Here is a 15,262-nt window from a genome sequence, read left to right on the forward strand (position 1 = left end):
TGTCTGCCCCTTATGGTCGATATCGCCTTCATGAACGCAACAGCAGACGGCATTGCCGCCCTGCTTTTCCCAGACTTGGAAGCTGTGGTCCACGATCTTCGCAGCGGACAGATCGCGCACATTGCTAACGGCTTTTCCAAGCGCAAGGTCGGTGACGCCTCATTGATCAGTGACTTACCCGAATTGAACAAGGGGCTGGACGTCATCGGCCCGTATGAAAAAGCGGGACTGAACAACCGCTCCCTGCGCTCAATCTCGATTGCTGCACGTGGGCCAGACGGCCAGGTTGCAGCATTGCTGTGCCTGAACTTCGATGTGACAGTGTTAACCCACGTGCAAAAGCTGCTGAGCGGCTACGTGGTGGGCGTGCAGCCCCAGACACGTCCAGCGCCCTTGTTCAGGACCGACTGGCGTGAACAGCTCAATGCTATCGTCCAGGCGATATCTGTTAAGCACAACGTGCGGCAAAGCGATTTCGGGCGTGCCGAAATCATGTTAGCCCTGGCGCAAGCCCGCACCGCCGGGCTGCTGGATATTCGTAATTTCATCGATTATTTCGGGGAGTATTTCGGTATCTCTCGAGCGACGGTTTACAACTATTTGAAAGCCACGCCTAAAGAATAGGCCGCTGTGCCACTACCGTCGCTCAATACGGCCTGCACACGTCACCTTACCAAACGTACTTCTTTGGAAGGTCTGTAACCAAAAAAGGCGCTATAGCATTTGCTGAAATGACTGGGTGACACAAAACCGCAGGCCACCAGCACGTCCACCTGTGACAGCGCCGTGTGTTGCAACAAACGGCGCGCCTCTGTGAGGCGCAACTCCAGGTAGTAACGCTGCGGGGTGGTGCCCAATTGTTCCTTGAACAGGCGTTCCAACTGGCGCCGCGACCTTGCCGCGTAGACCGCCAATTGTTCCAGCGCCAGCGGTTCTTCCAGGTTAGCGTCCATCAACCTGATCACTTCACGCAAGGGGGCGCTGACGCAGATGTTCTCTGCCGGTTTGATTCGGCGATAGCGCGACGCCTCAAACGCCAGAATGTCCTCAATGCCCTCCACCAACGCCTTGTCGTGCAGCCCTTTGATCCACTCCAGCGCCATCTGAAAAGCACCTGCGGGGCTTGAGGCGGTCAGTCGGTTTCGGTCAATCACGAAGGGCTCACTGGTGACCTGTGCCGATCGGGCCATCTCCGCCAACGCGGGTCGATGCTCGGGATGAATGGCGCAGCGATAGCCTTGCAGCAAACCGGCACTGCCAAGAAACCATGCCCCGTTCCACAGCCCTGCCAAGGTCATGCCGGTCTGGCCTGCGGCACGCAGTAATTGAACCAGTTGTTCATCCGCCTTTAGCTCGGTTCTGTACCCCCCGCACACAATCAGTAGGTCCAGATCGTCAAGGCTGCCCTTCTCAAACACCGCATCCGGGCGGATCACCAACCCCAGATCACTCAGCACCTCTGCGTCGCACACGCCGAAAGTGCGTGAAGAAAACAGCCCGGCGCGCAGCAGGTTAGCTGTCACCAGCGCGTCCAGGGCCTGGGTAAATGCGGGCAGCGAGAAGTGCTCCAACAACAAAAAGCCTGCACGGACCGGGGCATTTGTGGAGCCCGCAGCGTCGTGCAGGTGTGTCCTTTTCATGCCGCCGCTGAACTGACGTCTTTGCATCAAGAAAGCTCGATCTTGGGGTGAGCTGGCTTATATAACCCACTGTGCGCTTCGATACCATGGGATTCCCCCTCCCCACCCTTCAAGCCGCTGTGGCTATACGTGCTGAACGGGTAAAGCCGTTGATCACCATGTACAACAAAGGCCCTGCCGAAACGAACAGCGCCGTCAGCAAAAAATAGGGCCATAGGCAGGCAATTGACTGACCATGGGCACGTGCATCCCGGTACATCCAGATACAGGCCAGACCCGCCATCAGGTACAAGTCAATCACCACTTGTGCGGTGTCAGGGCTGGACATCAGTTGCAGGCCAAATTCCAGCAGGGATTGTTCTGAATGCCAGAGGGTGAATGCCGTGTACAGCGTAAACATCAGCAGTACAAACAAGGCGCAATAAGGCTTTTTCATGTCGTCAATCCTTGAGCAGATGAGGGTGTCTTCAGCAGTTACATTAGTGATAACGTCAGCCCTCAGGCAATGACCTCTGAGGTCATGGACGCCACCCGTTGCCCTGCCAGAGTTCATGCATGAACCCTCATCCCTATCCTCGATCAACCTCCGGACATGCGGGCACACAGCTGCGCCAGCTACGTAAACGCGCGCGGTTGAGTCAAATGGCGCTGGCCCTCATTACCGGGATTTCCCAGCGGCACCTGAGCTGTATTGAGACAGGACGCGCCAGACCCGGCCCCGCCACATTGCACAATGTATTGATGGCCTTGCAGACCCCTCTGGAAGAATGCAACGCCCTATTTTTAGCTGCAGGTTATGCACCTCGCTATGACGCGACGCCATTGGCGTCGCCTTCAATGGATGCGATTCGTGAGGCTATCAGCCATGTGTTACACGCCAACAACCCTGCACCGGCCATTGTACTGGGCAGCCAATGGGACGTTCTGGCCGCCAACGCCAGTACCTTCGTGCTGTTCGACCTGGCAGGTTTGAGTCAGGATGCGGCACAAGGGCTGAACCTGCTCACCACGCTCCTGCAACCCTGCGGGTTGGGCGACTGCCTGGTAAACGCCGAAGAAATCCGGTATGTCGCCTGGCAGCGGGCGGCGCGTGAAGCCATGGGCAACCCGGCGTTGGCTCGGTTGCTCGAACAATTGCCCACACCGGTCGCTGCGCAACAGTTGAGTAGCGAACCGCCGCCCCTGATGATGACGCGGGTGAAATCCAGAAAAGGCCAATTGAATTTCCTGTCCACGTTTACGACCTTTGGCATGCCACTTGATATCACCGTGACGTCATTGCGGATCGAACACCTGATACCCGCCGATCCCCGCACGTGGAGCGTCATGTCTGAAGCGTATGCAGCGGCTGGCAGCGCATTCAGCGCCGCAACTGCTTTCTTGGGCCACCCCTTCGATACTCACCCTGCACGGGAAGCACGGGATTACGCTGACCATAAGGAAGATGATGAACATTCGAATGACACAAGCCTGTGACTGGCCGTTACTCAAACAGGTTCGCCTGGCGGCATTGCTGGACGCACCGACAGCCTTTGGGGTGAGCTATCACGCGGCGCTGGAAAACAGCGATGAGCGCTGGCAAGCCTTGGCCTCCTCTGATAGCAGCCCGCTGTTCTGGCTAGCGCTGGATGACCGCCGCCCCGTCGGACTGATTGGCGCCGGCAGCAGTCAAAGCGGACGTTTCAATTTGATTGCGATGTGGGTAGAGCCAGGTGCACGAGGGACGGGCATCGCCTCACGGTTGGTAGAAACCGTGCTCAATCACGCGCGTGATGCTCGCTATGCGGACGTGTATCTCGACGTGTCACCACAGAACACACAGGCCGCGCAGCTCTACCACAAGCACGGTTTTGTCTTCATAAACGAATGGGAACCCTTGGCCAGTCATCCGCATATTCACGTTCAAACCATGGTCTGGAGCGACACGGACGCGCAGCATGCATAAACAGTGGGTACAGATCGAAGAGGCCTATATACAGAGCAATCGCATCTTCAACTATGCACGTCTCAGGCTGCAGGGGCGCTTGCCCGCGGTGTGGCCGGCATTGGGCGCGTTCGGGTTGCTCATCGCTTTGTCCGGCACCCTGTTCCTGTTTAACAACCCGCTATGGCCTGTTGTCTGCGTCACGGGCACTGCGTGTTGCATGATGGTGTATTTCAGGTCACTGGACCGACTGCTGGGGCGGCTCTACCCTCAAGAGTACGAGCAGTACGCCATTGCCCGGCAGCGCATGTCAGAGCGCTGTGATTACCTGGCGTATGCGCTGTTTCTGCAAAGGATAAAGGTCATGGGCCATAGTCCGCAGGCCCTGCAAGCGCTCAGCGACTATTCTGAAACCCTCAGCCAGCCGCCCAAGCCGTTCCTGATTAATCAGCACTTTACAACGGTGATCATGGTGTCGATTCTGGTAAGCCTGTTGAGCGCCTATCTGCAAAAAACACCCGGCTGGACAACCCAGGCGCTGGAGTACATTGCCACCGCTCTGGGGCTAACCTTCGTGCTCTCATTGGGGCTCGACGGTTTGCGCGTCACCCAAACCCGCGATAACCGTATCCGCCGTTACCTGAAACGTGCACGGATTGAGCTGGAGCACGCTATGCACATTGCTTCAGCCCCGGATACTGCCGACGACGATGCAGCCGAAGATACTCAGCACCGGCGTAATTGAACGGACGCCAGCCAATGCCTTACGCCTACCCCGCGATACCGCCATGCGTCCCGCAACTGCTGGGCCGTAATACTTCGCTTGGCCGGGTCGAGCGTGAGCGCTGCCCGCAATGCGGGCCAACAATGCCAAGGCAAACGCCGCGGCGCACGCAATGAGTGGTGCAAGTGCTGTTCTCGCGCCTTGTTTGCAGGTACGCGCTGAAACGGGTGTTTGCCTTCTGCCAGCTCATACAACACGCAGGCCACGGCAAACAGATCAGCCCGCCTCGTCAGCGGCTGACCGTCCAGCAGCTCAGGGGCTGCATACCCCGGCGTCCAGGCGTTGAAACGCCCCCGGCTCAATTGAGGCAAACCGTTGAGCACACCCTCTTCGGCCTGTCCAAGCCCAAAATCGAACAGACGCACACCCTCTTCGCTAAGCATGACATTGCTAGGCTTGATGTCCCCGTGCAGCACCCCGCGACCATGGGCGCAAGCCAATGCATCCAGCAGCGGCAAAGCGATATCGCGCAGTTCGGCCCAGGACACCCCTGCGGGGCGTTCGCACAACAACTTGTCGAGCGTCAGCCCGCGCATCAGCTCCATGCTGATAAACGCCAGCTGACTCTCCTTGTCGACTTCAAATGTGTACAGCCGCAGTACGTTGTCATGGCGTACATGCTGCGTCAGCGCAAATTCGCTATACAGCAGTGCGCTGGCATCCGGTGCTGCGGCAACGTCTTCGCCAAGTAGTTTGATTGCCAGATACGGCGAAGGTTCGCCGTACTGCTCATGCAGAAGATCACGCGCCCGGTACACGCCCCCCATGCCGCCAGCGCCCAGCAAACCTTCGAGCTGATAGCGTCCTGCAAGCACTTGCGGTAGTTGCCCGACACTGGCACGGGTAAGCGCCGCTGCGGGTTGGCGCACCGCATCCTTGGCGAAGGCAAAGTACGTCAGGTTGTGGGCCTGTTCACTCTCGTCCAGCAGATCATCGATTGAGGCGTCGGGCTCGCTCATTGGCGGATCACCACGGCGGTCAGGTTGTCCCGCGCCGCGCCGCGCAGGGCCCCTGCAAACAAACGCTCCAGCGCCAAATGCGCCGCGGGCAGACTCAGGGCATGGCCGAGGGCATCGATGCTCAAACTTTGATACAAACCGTCGCTGCACAGCAGAAAGGCATCACCCGCAATTGTTTCCAGCTCCAGCACATCCAGCGTCAACTGTTCACTGGCGCCCACTGCACGGGTCAGTGCATGGGCAGACGGATGTGCCTTGGCTTGCTCAGCAGTCATCTGCTGCTCGTCGATCAATTGTTGCTGCAGGGAATGGTCCTTCGACAGCTGGTACAAACGTTGGCCTCGCCATAAGTAGCACCGACTGTCACCCGCCCACACACACGCCGCGCGATTGCCTTCCATCAATACCGCCACCACCGTACTGCCCATGATGCTGTCGGGACGCCCGGCGGTAACGGTCAGCTCTTGGCCCAGTCGGCGGTTGAGCCAGTGCAGGCACTGACGCACGCTTTTCAGGCGGGCGTCGAAATCCACTTCCACCGGCAAATCCGCCAGACTGGCAACGATCAACTGACTGGCGATATCGCCGCCCTGATGACCGCCCATGCCGTCCGCCACTACCCATAAGCCCTGTTGCGGGCACTCCAGAAAGGCATCTTCGTTGCGCGCCCGAACCTTGCCGGGATCGGTGCGCGCTGCGCTATGCCATTTGCCCGTCGAGGCCATCAGAGCTGCACCGGCATACGGAAGGTACGGATCACACTCATATCAAAAGGGTTAGGCGAGCGTGCACTGGTTAACAGGTAGTTGGCCCGCAGCCCGCCCAGATCGGCTTTGAGCACCAGCACGTCGCGCCCGCTCAACGACTCGGTTTGCATCAAGTCAAACAGACGGAACAGCGACCACGGGCCGGTATTTTTTTCGATGCCCACCGGGCGCCCGACCATTTTTTCCAGCACCAGGCTGGTCCTGCCATCGGCTGCATCGGTTGGCCATTTGAAAGCGACCGGCACAATCGGACCGTGGCGATATTCAATCACCTTGTCACCAAAGGTGAACGCCGAGCGGCTGACAGCGGCGTCCAGTGTGTAGGGCTCCAGCTTGAATTGCACTTGTGGCTCGGCCGGATTCTCGGTGAAGAAGCTTTGGCGAATCACCTGTGCTGAGCCCATTTGATCCAGATACGCCTTAGAAATCGGCAAACTGTGACCATCCACGCTGCGCAGACGATAGTTGCCGGGGTCGCCACTGACGAAGGGGCGCATGTACGTGTCAAAAAACTTGTCCGCTATCCCCTGGGCTTTGAAGAAGTCACGGAATTCGCTGAGAGCTACATCGCTACTGCTGTGGGCATAGAACGGATAGCGCTTGCTGATGGCTTTGCCGTAATAGCTGTACAACTCGCGTTGATAACGCTGGTTAAGGTACTGGTAGGTATCGTCGAGCAATAACCGCCACGTGTCTTCAGCCAACACGTTCAACCACGTTCCTACCGGACGCGGCAAGCGTGCGGAGGCATTGCGCAAGCTGCTCAACGCGTCGCGCTGACCACCCATGCGCACTTTGGTCATCTCGTAGGCGGCTTGCTGGGGCGCACTGGCCCGGGCCAGACTGGTCAGTTGCAACTGCACATCGTTGAGCGCCTGAAGGGCTGGCGTCAAATCAGCCGCAGGGCCGTTATTGTCATCCAGCAAACGGTGCAGGGGTTCAAACCGGCGCTGCAGTGACTTCTTGGCGGTGTCGGGCAATTTGGCCCCCACAGTCAGGGATGCCTTACCGGCGACCGCCTGTAGCGCTTTACCTGCCTTACCGGTTTTTTGGGCCAGCGCCTCTGTGGCTTCGCCCGCCTCTTCTATACGCTCGGCGATGGACGGGAAGCGGGTGTTATCCCGCACCTCTACCAGCAGTTGCAATACTGGCGAATTGGCTGAGGTCAAGCCGGCCAGCAGTTCGGCGCCTTCAGCGGCATCATTGACGGGTTGCAAGGCCACCCGACCGACCGCCTCTCCCCAATAGTTGGCGTAGTCACGGAAATACAGCTGCTCGAGTTCCACCATCAAACGACGCAAGTCCATCCCGCTCATGCCAGGACCTTCGCCCAGCACCCAGTTGTCTTGCAGGATGTCAGTCACCAGCGTGGTGCTTTGCACCGAAAAATACTGCTGATAGCCGCTTAGGGTGTAGAAACCCGGAATAACATAATCCGTGCCGAGAAACAGATTGCCCTGCGGCCCCAAATGTTGGCTCAGACGGTACTCGGGCAAGCTGCGCGCTTGTTCGCGCAACATCCGATACACCACGTTGGCCAAGGATTCGCTGCGCAGCACCTGACGCGCCTGCGCCACCAATTGATCATCGAGCGTGTACCCGAACGGTTGCTTGAGCAAACGCTCAAAGTGGGTGTTCAGGCCGTTTTGCACGTCGGTGTTACCTGCATAACGTACTGACCAGTCGGCAGCTACCCACTCTTTTAGCCAATCGGTATCCCGACGCTCATTCATGTTCAGCATCAGGTAAGCACGCAGGCTGTTGAGCAGACGCTCCCGGTTTTTCAGGTTGGTTCGGATCTGCCCTTCAAGCATCGTGGCAACGTGCGGCAACAGCTGCTTTTCCAGTTCCTCGTCATACGCCGTGAGCACCACAGGGTTGGTGGATTCGCCCTGATACAGGCCGCCGCGCTCCAGATACGACACGTCGCCTGATTTCGGGAAAACCTGGGTGGCTGCATACAGGGTATCCAACGGTTTGAGTATGCTCCGGGCGTCATCGTTGGCTGTCAGGGCTTTGCGTTGTTGCACCCAGTCCTGAGCCAGTGCTCGCACGCGCTCCAAACGCTCATAGTTAGCCGAAAAACCGCCAGCCCAGAGCACGCCAAATAACGCCAGTGCAGCCAGGGCGCCCACGTACAACGCCCGCTGCCCCCAATGAATACGGCGACGCTCGCGCTTGTCGAGCCCGGCCAGATCCGCTTCCGGGAAAATCACCCGGCTGAACAGGTGATGAATAAAGCAGGAGCGGCCGCGGTGCAGGTTGGGCAACCCCTTGCTATTGAGGCTACCGAGCCCGTCATCCTGTTGGCCATCCAGGTCCTGAACAGCCGACACATGCGGCGCGCTGGTCAAATAAAACCCTCGCAATTGGCTGACGCGCTGGTAACGATTGCCGGTGAAGGCCATGTCCACAAATACACACATGCTGGCACCGATTTGCCCCAGTTGGTGCGGAAAGTCGAGGATCCGCGCACGCCGCTGGGTATCCCGTTCCTGATGCATGCGCATGATCACTTGACTGTTAAGGCGACGAAGCAGCTCTTCGAACTCGGCGCGCAGCACAGTTGCGTCCGTTCCGTTCTGGTCTTTGCGCAGCGTGGTGCCTAGCACCTGATCACTTTCTTCACGACTCAATTGTTCAAAGAACTCGTCGAAACCAAGTAAATGATCGGCCTTGCTGAGCACCAGATACACCGGCACATCCACGTGCAGCTTTTGATGAATATCCTGCAACCGGGAGCGGACCAGACGCGCCAGCATGTCCAGACTATCAGGCGTTCCCTCAATCAGGGCCTCCACGGGAATATTGACCAGAACGCCATTCAGCGGCCGGTTGCGACGACGCTGACGCAACAGGTCAAGCAAGGTGTTCCAACCGTTGCCATCGACCTCGGCATCCGGCTGGGTCAGGTAGCGCCCGGCAGTGTCGATCAAGACACCATGGTCCGCAAAGTACCAGTCACACAGCGCAGTGCCCTGGGTGTCGCGAGTCAGCTTGCGGTCCAGTTTGTTGATCGGAAACTCCAGTCCCGAGAAATCCAGCAAACTGGTTTTGCCACTGCCTTGAGGCCCGATCAGCAAGTACCAAGGCAAATCATTGCGCCAGCGTTCGCTGCGCCCACGGTAGACACTGGACGTCTTGAGGGTATGGAGTGCGTCCTTGAAGCGCTCTTTCAGCGCTTTGCGCTCATCCTCGATCTTCACTTCCCGGCGCAAACGTTCCTGGCCGTCCTTACTGTCCTGCAACGCCTGCTTGAGCGCGCCCGCACGCCAGTTGACATAGACCATGAACAGGCCCCACATCAGGATGAGCACGCTGATCGTCAACAAACGCGAAACCGGGCTTTCCCAAAACTTGTAGTCGTTAACGGCCAACAGCGGTCCGGCAAACCATACCAACAGCGCCAGGAACAACAGCAGCATCAGCGTCCAGACCCAGGTCTTGCACAAGAAAGCGCCGGTATTTTTGAAAAAGTTTTTCATCACACGTCCTTGTTTACAGATGGGGCTTTGGCTGAGCCGGAGCTGGATCAAGCTGCTGATAAGGTTGCAGAACCGTTTCGCGTTGCTCACCCAACACCCAGGCAAAACCGGAATACATCACCGCCAGGCACACCAGGGTAAACAGCACCACCATCCAGGCTGGCACGATGCGCACCAGGTTGCGTCGCTGCTGACTCAAGCCCTGCCACTGCGGCGACAGCTCCCGGGGGACGTCGCCGCGCAATTGGCGGATCTGCCGATACAACGCATCGCGGATATCTTCCAGTTCTGACATGCCACGCGGTTGCACGCGGTATTTACCTTCAAACCCCAACGCCAGGCAGAGGTACAACAACTCCAGCATCGGCAAGTGCTTGACCGGGTTTTTCGACAGTCGCTCAAGCAGGCTGAACACCTTTTCACCCCCGAAGGTTTCGCTGTGAAAACTGCTCAACAGGCTAATCTTCGACCATTCGCTTTCATTGCCCCACTCTGTGGTAACCACAGCTTCATCCACCACCGTACACAGCACATAACGGGCCGCCATCACCTGACTGCTTTCAGCGCCATAATGCGAGGCGCGAGTTTCAAACATCCTCAACGCCTCCGTCAGGCGCTGATTCAAGGCAACAAGGTTTTCTTTGACTTTACTGTGCTTGAGCCGTACCACTTCGCTTAACAGGTCTGAGGCCGCAGCCACCAGTGAGTTGAGACTGATACTGAAGGTCTCTGTCGGCCGCTGGCGAGCAGCGTAAATCATCCGCTCTTCCAGTTGCTCAAAGCGCGGAGGCGAAGAAAAGTCCGTCAGTGGTCCCGTGCCGGGGCCTTGTCCCTTGCGGTCAAGCAGTACGGTTTTCTCGTCCTGGCTGTGTTCCATATCCTTGATCATGACGGTCAGTTCCTGATGGCCCAGAATTTCAGTTCAAGCTCGGAGAACTCACCGGAAACATGGAATGCGAAGCCTCCGGAGCGCTCCAGCTGTGCCACGTCATCAGGGCTGAGTTCGAGAATGAAATAGGTTTTATTGGAGTGGAATGCGATCTGGCGAGGCGCCACCGGTAACGGTTTGACCTTGATACCCGGCAAGTGCAGGTTCACCAGTTGGCGAATCTGTTCCACAGGGCCCACCTTCAGGTGCGCAGGCAAACGATGACGCAACTCTTCGCTGTCGCAATTGGCGCTGGCGGCCAACACAAAAGAGGCCGTGGACAACAGTTTGTGATCGTGCATCGGCGACACCAGAATCCCGTACTGGCGTGCTTGCAGGATCAGCTCGATGGCATGTTGTTCAAGCACCATCGACAACACCTGGCGGATTGCCTCCATCAGCCTGCGAAAACACCCGCCCTGATCGCTGTGCTGATAGCCGCTTTCCATCCTGGGACGTTTGCTGTCGCTGGAGAAGGTCGCCAACTCACCCAGCATGGTCAGTAGCGTGCGGTACAACTCCTCCGGGTGAACCTGTTCGAGGCTAAGGTAGTGGCGCAGCAACAGTTCGGTGCGGTTAATCAATTGCAACATCATGAAATCACCGACCTCGGCACCACCCACCTTGCCATTGGAGCGAATGCGCTCGGCAATGGCGTCGCCGCGGTGCCCCAGCATGCTGATAACCTCTTTGAGGCACGACAGCAGGTAACTGGAGGAATGTGCCTGTATGAATGTCGGCACGAAGTCCGGATTGAGGCTGATAACGCCATCAGGCGTGGTGTCGAGTACATCGCAGAGCAGGAGTTTGACGTACGCCTGATCACTCTGCTGTTCCCCAAGCAACAAGCGGAAATCCGGACGCGCGCAACTGACTTGACTGGCCGAATCATCGCCCGCGTTGGAATCAGTAACTTCGGTTTCATACGCCGTATAGCGTGCCAAGACGTCGGACTGCTCCGGCCGACGCGATTCAATGTGGTTGCCCGTGACCAGCGGTAACGCCAAATAAACTGGCATATTCCCGGTATTGGGCGGCACGTCCAGGGCCAGTGGATCGGTGTTGCCCCCCAACTCGAACAAGCTGCCGTCAGGCAGGATTCCTGATGCCTGGCTCACGACAACTTTACCCATGCTGAGGAACTGCAAATCGATTTCCAGGCTCAGAAAACCCCAGATGTAACTGCCCAGCAACTGGGTACGGGTTTTCATCTGGTGGTCGTAATAGCGATCGTTATGTTGAAAGTGCTGCGGACGCAGCAGCATGCCTTCCTGCCAAATGACTTTGTGTGTATTCATGATCAGTCATCCGCCTTGGCGAGCATTTTTTGCGCATTAAGGATGCCGGTTTTATCCAGAATCAACGCGACATCCGTGATTTCCTGCGGCGCGACCTGAACGGTGTAGCGCCACTGCGTATCAGGCAGATCACGATAAGCCGCGAGAATACCGATGAAACGACTGCCCTCCTCCACACTAAGCTTAAGCGCTATGGTTTCACCGGGACGCAGCTCTAGTTGCTCGCTGGACACCATGTCCGGACTCAGCGCCTCTTTGGGGTGTTCATAGAGGCTGAAAAAGTCTGCGTTCTCGAACGCCACCGGGTGCTTGAGCTCAAACAGGCTCACCACCACTGGCGACGGTCGACCATTGAGGTCCGGGTTCAATTGGTCACTGGCTTGCAGCTTGAGATTGACCTTGGTCAGGGTCGAATACGGCGACAGGGTCGAGCACCCTGTCATCAGTAGCCACGCGGCGCACGCAAACAGCGTTTTAAATACACGGGTCGGGCAGCAAGACATACGCTTCATCCTTGGTAGTCGTGGTGTAGGGAGCCAATCAGGCGTGCCTGTTCTGCGTAGGCTTGCGCGAAATCGCGTGCCAGCAGGCGTTCGCTCCAGTCGTCGTCTTGCTGCAAAGCCTGGTGATAACGTGTGAAGGCTCTCCAGCGGCTGCCCGAAGTGGCCAGCAACGGTTTATGATCCCGCTCGAAACGCAGGGTCATGCGCTCTGGCGAAAAGTGCTCCAGGGTGCCGCGCAGTGCTGCGCGGCTGGCGCTCAGCAACGCCACCTGATGCGCTTGCACATCCCGAAAGGCACGGGCGACAGCCTGTTCGGCCGAGAGCTGCCCGACACGACCCGGCTGGAGCAGGATCGAAAGGGCTTCGCCAGCGTCGACGGCCACTTTCAACGGGTTTTTTTGTACGGCCTGTCCAGTGGTTTGCGTCAGGCGCAATTCGTTTTTTAACTCGCTGCGGGTGCGCAGGCTCTGCTGCAATCCGCTGACGCTTTGCTTGAGCAAGCGCGCGGCATTCAGCGCGAGTGTTTCGCGGGCCTCGTGATCCATGCCCTTGAGATCAACCCCCAGTGCCGCCCCAAAATGCTCCCAAAAGCCTTCCCTTTGCTGCTCTATAACCGGCGCAGGAGCGACCGGCTCAATAGGCTCAGGTGCCTTGACCAGTTGCGGCACGATCAGTCGTTCTTGATCGATCTGCGCGTAATCGGCCCTTTGACGGGCTGGCTCCTCGGCCGTTTTCGGGTTGAGCAGTTCATGGAGATGGGAATCATCGTGATCGAACTGGCCAAGTGCATTGAGAGGATCTAGATCAAAGAAGGCATTGTCCGGAATGACGCTGCCCGCCGGTTGTGGCAGTCCGAATTCCATGTCCAGGCTTTGCGGGTCACGGATCAACCGCGCTCGAATCTCAAAGTCCCCCAGTACATAGCCTGAACCGCTTTCAATGCGCATGGGCTCGCCTTTGGGCAGGCGTGCGCCAGTGTCACGGTCCTGCATCCCGTTAGTACTGGTGTCTGTCAGGTAAAACACACCGTCGCGGCAAGTAATCAGCGCATGGTGATTGGACAGATGACGTTTTTCGTCCGGGATCACCCAGTCACAGTCCGCTGCCCGGCCGATAACGCCGCCAGCGCAGGTGAAAGTCTTCTGGCACAACTGCGCAGGCACGAACTGCTTGGTGTTCAGCATTTCGAAAACCAGTTCCATGATCTTGCTCCTTGCGGTCACTTGCCGCGATTGACCGCCTGCGGATCACCCAAGGGGCGATAGGCGTTGTCGTTAAATTTGTAATTGCTGTTACAACCGCCCAGGCCGCATACAACGACGAGGGCCAACAGCACGGCTTGCCAGTGACGAACAGGCATCAGGGGGTCTCCATACATAAGCAAAATTCAAGGGCCTGCACAGGCACGGAGGCCACTCGCAAGCACGCGTGAGGTTTTCAATCGATAGTCGTTAGCCATCACGCTCGCCCACCTGAACATTCAGGCGCTCCATGCGGTACAGCAACGTGCGGCGCGGCAATCCCAGTTCGCGTGCGGCCAGCGTCTGGTTGCCATCGTTTTTGCGCAGGCATTCACGCACCCAGCTACGCTCCACTTGCTCCAGCCGTTCACGCAGGCTCAAGCTGCTGCCTTCGAGCGCCAGATCGTGACGACGGGTGAAATGCTCGGGCAATAATTCCTCGCCTTCGCATAACAGCACCGCACGCTCGACCAACCCTTTGAGCTCGCGCACGTTACCGGGGAAGGCATAGCCGATCAGATGGTCCAGCGCCGCCTGCGACCACTGCAGGACCTCGCGTTGCAGGAACGCGCAAGCCTTATCGGCAAAATGCCGGGCCAGCAAGAGGATGTCGCCCTCACGCTGACGCAGGGGCGGCAATTCAATCGGGAATTGCGCCAGTCGGTAATACAAGTCCTCACGGAACTTGCCTTCACTGACCAGCACGGTGAGGTCGCGGTGAGTGGCCGCAATGATCCGCACATCTATAGTGTGGGTGTCGCTGCTGCCCAAAGGACGGATCTCGCCTTCCTGCAACACCCGAAGCAACTTGGCTTGCAACGAAAGCGGCATGTCGCCGATTTCGTCCAGTAACAAAGTGCCACCATTGGCGGCGTCGAACAGGCCGGGACGATCGCAATCGGCACCGGTAAAGGCGCCTTTGCGGTAACCGAACAATTCGCTCTCCAGCAGATTTTCCGGAAAAGCCGCGCAGTTCTGCACAATAAACGCCTGCGAGCGACGCGGGCCATAATCGTGAATGGCCCGCGCCACCACTTCTTTACCGCTGCCGGTTTCTCCCAGCAACATCACGGTGTACGGGCTGTGCAACACTTTGCTGATCAACGAATAGGTCTCACGCATGACTTGGCTTTCACCGATCAACCCATAACCGCTGACCCTTGGCTCGCTTACCAAGGGTGTGCGCAGCTCACCTGTCGAGCGACGTAAAGCTCGCTGTAAATGCAGTTGCCCGAGCACGAACGAGCCGAGCTGCGCCAACGATCCAGCATAACTGTCCAGGTCCGCTTTCCGTTGAGTGGCGCACACTAACAACCCTTCCACGGTCTGCTTTTGATTCAACAGCGGTATGCACAACAGTGAGTTCCACACCACGCCCGGTGGCAAAAAGCTCATTTCATGCAGGCGGGTATTCAGATCACTGAGGCACACCACGCGGTTTTGGCACAACGCAAATTGCAGTAACTCGTCGCCGTTGTAGTCGGCCGGAATGCTTTGCCCTTCCCGGGCTTGTGCACGTCCATTCAAGTATTGCGCGCTCAGTCCCAAATACGTGTGTGTGGCGTCCAGCACATACAATTGAGCCAGCTCACAACCACTGAGCCCGGCCACACCCTGCACGAAATCGCCCATCAAAGAATCGTCGTCCGGTGCACGGGCCAAATGTGTGAATTGAGCGAGCAAGGTTTCTGCATACGCCAGCGGCTGGTCGACGTGGGTAAACATCACGCCCA

At 57.8% G+C, this 15,262-nt stretch carries 15 protein-coding genes; 4 read left to right on the forward strand and 11 right to left on the reverse strand.

What is annotated here, in order from left to right:
* Positions 1-12: 12 nt before the first annotated feature.
* Positions 13-624, forward strand: a complete 612-nt coding sequence (locus tag HBN61_RS09770) for a helix-turn-helix transcriptional regulator (protein ID WP_094994423.1) — start codon at positions 13-15, stop codon at positions 622-624.
* A 41-nt stretch (positions 625-665) separates the two neighbouring features.
* On the opposite strand, the gene souR is transcribed toward HBN61_RS09770, so the two are convergent.
* Positions 666-1,640: a transcriptional regulator SouR gene (souR, locus tag HBN61_RS09775; RefSeq protein ID WP_524539070.1), complete on the reverse strand. Its 975-nt coding sequence runs from the start codon at positions 1,638-1,640 to the stop codon at positions 666-668.
* 109 nt (positions 1,641-1,749) lie between these two features.
* The gene (locus HBN61_RS09780; RefSeq protein ID WP_170046641.1) at positions 1,750-2,076 is read right to left on the reverse strand and encodes a DUF2834 domain-containing protein; all 327 of its coding nucleotides are present in this window, start codon (positions 2,074-2,076) and stop codon (positions 1,750-1,752) included.
* A 119-nt stretch (positions 2,077-2,195) separates the two neighbouring features.
* Here HBN61_RS09780 and HBN61_RS09785 point away from each other — a divergent pair, with 119 nt between their 5' ends.
* The 3 genes from HBN61_RS09785 to HBN61_RS09795 are packed head-to-tail and all read left to right on the forward strand — an operon-like array spanning position 2,196 to position 4,309.
* Complete coding sequence (locus tag HBN61_RS09785; RefSeq protein ID WP_170046642.1) at positions 2,196-3,116, forward strand: helix-turn-helix domain-containing protein; 921 nt, start codon at positions 2,196-2,198, stop codon at positions 3,114-3,116.
* The gene (locus HBN61_RS09790; protein ID WP_170046643.1) at positions 3,088-3,585 is read left to right on the forward strand and encodes a GNAT family N-acetyltransferase; all 498 of its coding nucleotides are present in this window, start codon (positions 3,088-3,090) and stop codon (positions 3,583-3,585) included. The genes HBN61_RS09785 and HBN61_RS09790 overlap by 29 nt, the downstream gene beginning before the upstream one ends.
* Complete coding sequence (locus HBN61_RS09795) at positions 3,578-4,309, forward strand: hypothetical protein (RefSeq protein ID WP_170046644.1); 732 nt, start codon at positions 3,578-3,580, stop codon at positions 4,307-4,309. Before HBN61_RS09790 ends, HBN61_RS09795 begins: the two co-directional genes overlap by 8 nt.
* Here HBN61_RS09795 and HBN61_RS09800 read toward each other — a convergent pair.
* The 9 genes from HBN61_RS09800 to HBN61_RS09840 all read right to left on the reverse strand — a co-directional run bounded on the left by HBN61_RS09800 (position 4,291) and on the right by HBN61_RS09840 (position 15,254).
* A complete protein-coding gene (locus HBN61_RS09800) occupies positions 4,291-5,307 on the reverse strand; it encodes a serine/threonine-protein kinase (protein WP_170046645.1) in 1,017 nt (338 codons plus the stop codon). The genes HBN61_RS09795 and HBN61_RS09800 overlap by 19 nt on opposite strands.
* Positions 5,304-6,032 carry a PP2C family protein-serine/threonine phosphatase gene (locus HBN61_RS09805; RefSeq protein ID WP_170046646.1) on the reverse strand — a complete coding sequence of 243 codons (729 nt, stop codon included), beginning with the start codon at positions 6,030-6,032 and terminating at the stop codon, positions 5,304-5,306. The genes HBN61_RS09800 and HBN61_RS09805 overlap by 4 nt, the downstream gene beginning before the upstream one ends.
* Positions 6,032-9,559: a type VI secretion system membrane subunit TssM gene (gene tssM / locus HBN61_RS09810; RefSeq protein WP_170046647.1), complete on the reverse strand. Its 3,528-nt coding sequence runs from the start codon at positions 9,557-9,559 to the stop codon at positions 6,032-6,034. The genes HBN61_RS09805 and tssM overlap by 1 nt, the downstream gene beginning before the upstream one ends.
* 13 nt (positions 9,560-9,572) lie before the next feature.
* Entirely contained in the window at positions 9,573-10,448 is an 876-nt protein-coding gene (icmH, locus tag HBN61_RS09815; RefSeq protein WP_170046648.1) for a type IVB secretion system protein IcmH/DotU, read from the reverse strand.
* Between the two features lie 5 nt (positions 10,449-10,453).
* Complete coding sequence (tssK, locus tag HBN61_RS09820; RefSeq protein ID WP_170046649.1) at positions 10,454-11,785, reverse strand: type VI secretion system baseplate subunit TssK; 1,332 nt, start codon at positions 11,783-11,785, stop codon at positions 10,454-10,456.
* Between the two features lie 2 nt (positions 11,786-11,787).
* Positions 11,788-12,288 (reverse strand): type VI secretion system lipoprotein TssJ, encoded by a 501-nt coding sequence (gene tssJ, locus HBN61_RS09825; protein ID WP_170046650.1) that lies wholly within the window; start codon positions 12,286-12,288, stop codon positions 11,788-11,790.
* Positions 12,289-12,293: 5 nt separating this feature from the next.
* Complete coding sequence (tagH, locus tag HBN61_RS09830; protein ID WP_170046651.1) at positions 12,294-13,490, reverse strand: type VI secretion system-associated FHA domain protein TagH; 1,197 nt, start codon at positions 13,488-13,490, stop codon at positions 12,294-12,296.
* Between the two features lie 17 nt (positions 13,491-13,507).
* Positions 13,508-13,648 (reverse strand): type VI secretion protein, encoded by a 141-nt coding sequence (locus HBN61_RS09835; protein WP_170046652.1) that lies wholly within the window; start codon positions 13,646-13,648, stop codon positions 13,508-13,510.
* A 91-nt stretch (positions 13,649-13,739) separates the two neighbouring features.
* Positions 13,740-15,254: a sigma-54 interaction domain-containing protein gene (locus tag HBN61_RS09840; RefSeq protein ID WP_170046653.1), complete on the reverse strand. Its 1,515-nt coding sequence runs from the start codon at positions 15,252-15,254 to the stop codon at positions 13,740-13,742.
* Positions 15,255-15,262: the final 8 nt, after the last annotated feature.

The organism is Pseudomonas sp. WS 5071, from assembly GCF_012985765.1.
Classification (GTDB): Bacteria; Pseudomonadota; Gammaproteobacteria; order Pseudomonadales; family Pseudomonadaceae; genus Aquipseudomonas; species Aquipseudomonas lundensis_A.

Bases quoted from the DNA above. Each gene is read 5' to 3' on its own strand.
- HBN61_RS09770 (WP_094994423.1), top strand. From the start codon at position 13: ATGGTCGATATCGCCTTCATGAACGCAACAGCAGACGGCATTGCCGCC.
- souR (WP_524539070.1), bottom strand. From the start codon at position 1,640: ATGAAAAGGACACACCTGCACGACGCTGCGGGCTCCACAAATGCCCCG.
- HBN61_RS09780 (WP_170046641.1), bottom strand. From the start codon at position 2,076: ATGAAAAAGCCTTATTGCGCCTTGTTTGTACTGCTGATGTTTACGCTG.
- HBN61_RS09785 (WP_170046642.1), top strand. From the start codon at position 2,196: ATGAACCCTCATCCCTATCCTCGATCAACCTCCGGACATGCGGGCACA.
- HBN61_RS09790 (WP_170046643.1), top strand. From the start codon at position 3,088: ATGAACATTCGAATGACACAAGCCTGTGACTGGCCGTTACTCAAACAG.
- HBN61_RS09795 (WP_170046644.1), top strand. From the start codon at position 3,578: ATGCATAAACAGTGGGTACAGATCGAAGAGGCCTATATACAGAGCAAT.
- HBN61_RS09800 (WP_170046645.1), bottom strand. From the start codon at position 5,307: ATGAGCGAGCCCGACGCCTCAATCGATGATCTGCTGGACGAGAGTGAA.
- HBN61_RS09805 (WP_170046646.1), bottom strand. From the start codon at position 6,032: ATGGCCTCGACGGGCAAATGGCATAGCGCAGCGCGCACCGATCCCGGC.
- tssM (WP_170046647.1), bottom strand. From the start codon at position 9,559: ATGAAAAACTTTTTCAAAAATACCGGCGCTTTCTTGTGCAAGACCTGG.
- icmH (WP_170046648.1), bottom strand. From the start codon at position 10,448: ATGATCAAGGATATGGAACACAGCCAGGACGAGAAAACCGTACTGCTT.
- tssK (WP_170046649.1), bottom strand. From the start codon at position 11,785: ATGAATACACACAAAGTCATTTGGCAGGAAGGCATGCTGCTGCGTCCG.
- tssJ (WP_170046650.1), bottom strand. From the start codon at position 12,288: ATGTCTTGCTGCCCGACCCGTGTATTTAAAACGCTGTTTGCGTGCGCC.
- tagH (WP_170046651.1), bottom strand. From the start codon at position 13,490: ATGGAACTGGTTTTCGAAATGCTGAACACCAAGCAGTTCGTGCCTGCG.
- HBN61_RS09835 (WP_170046652.1), bottom strand. From the start codon at position 13,648: ATGCCTGTTCGTCACTGGCAAGCCGTGCTGTTGGCCCTCGTCGTTGTA.
- HBN61_RS09840 (WP_170046653.1), bottom strand. From the start codon at position 15,254: ATGTTTACCCACGTCGACCAGCCGCTGGCGTATGCAGAAACCTTGCTC.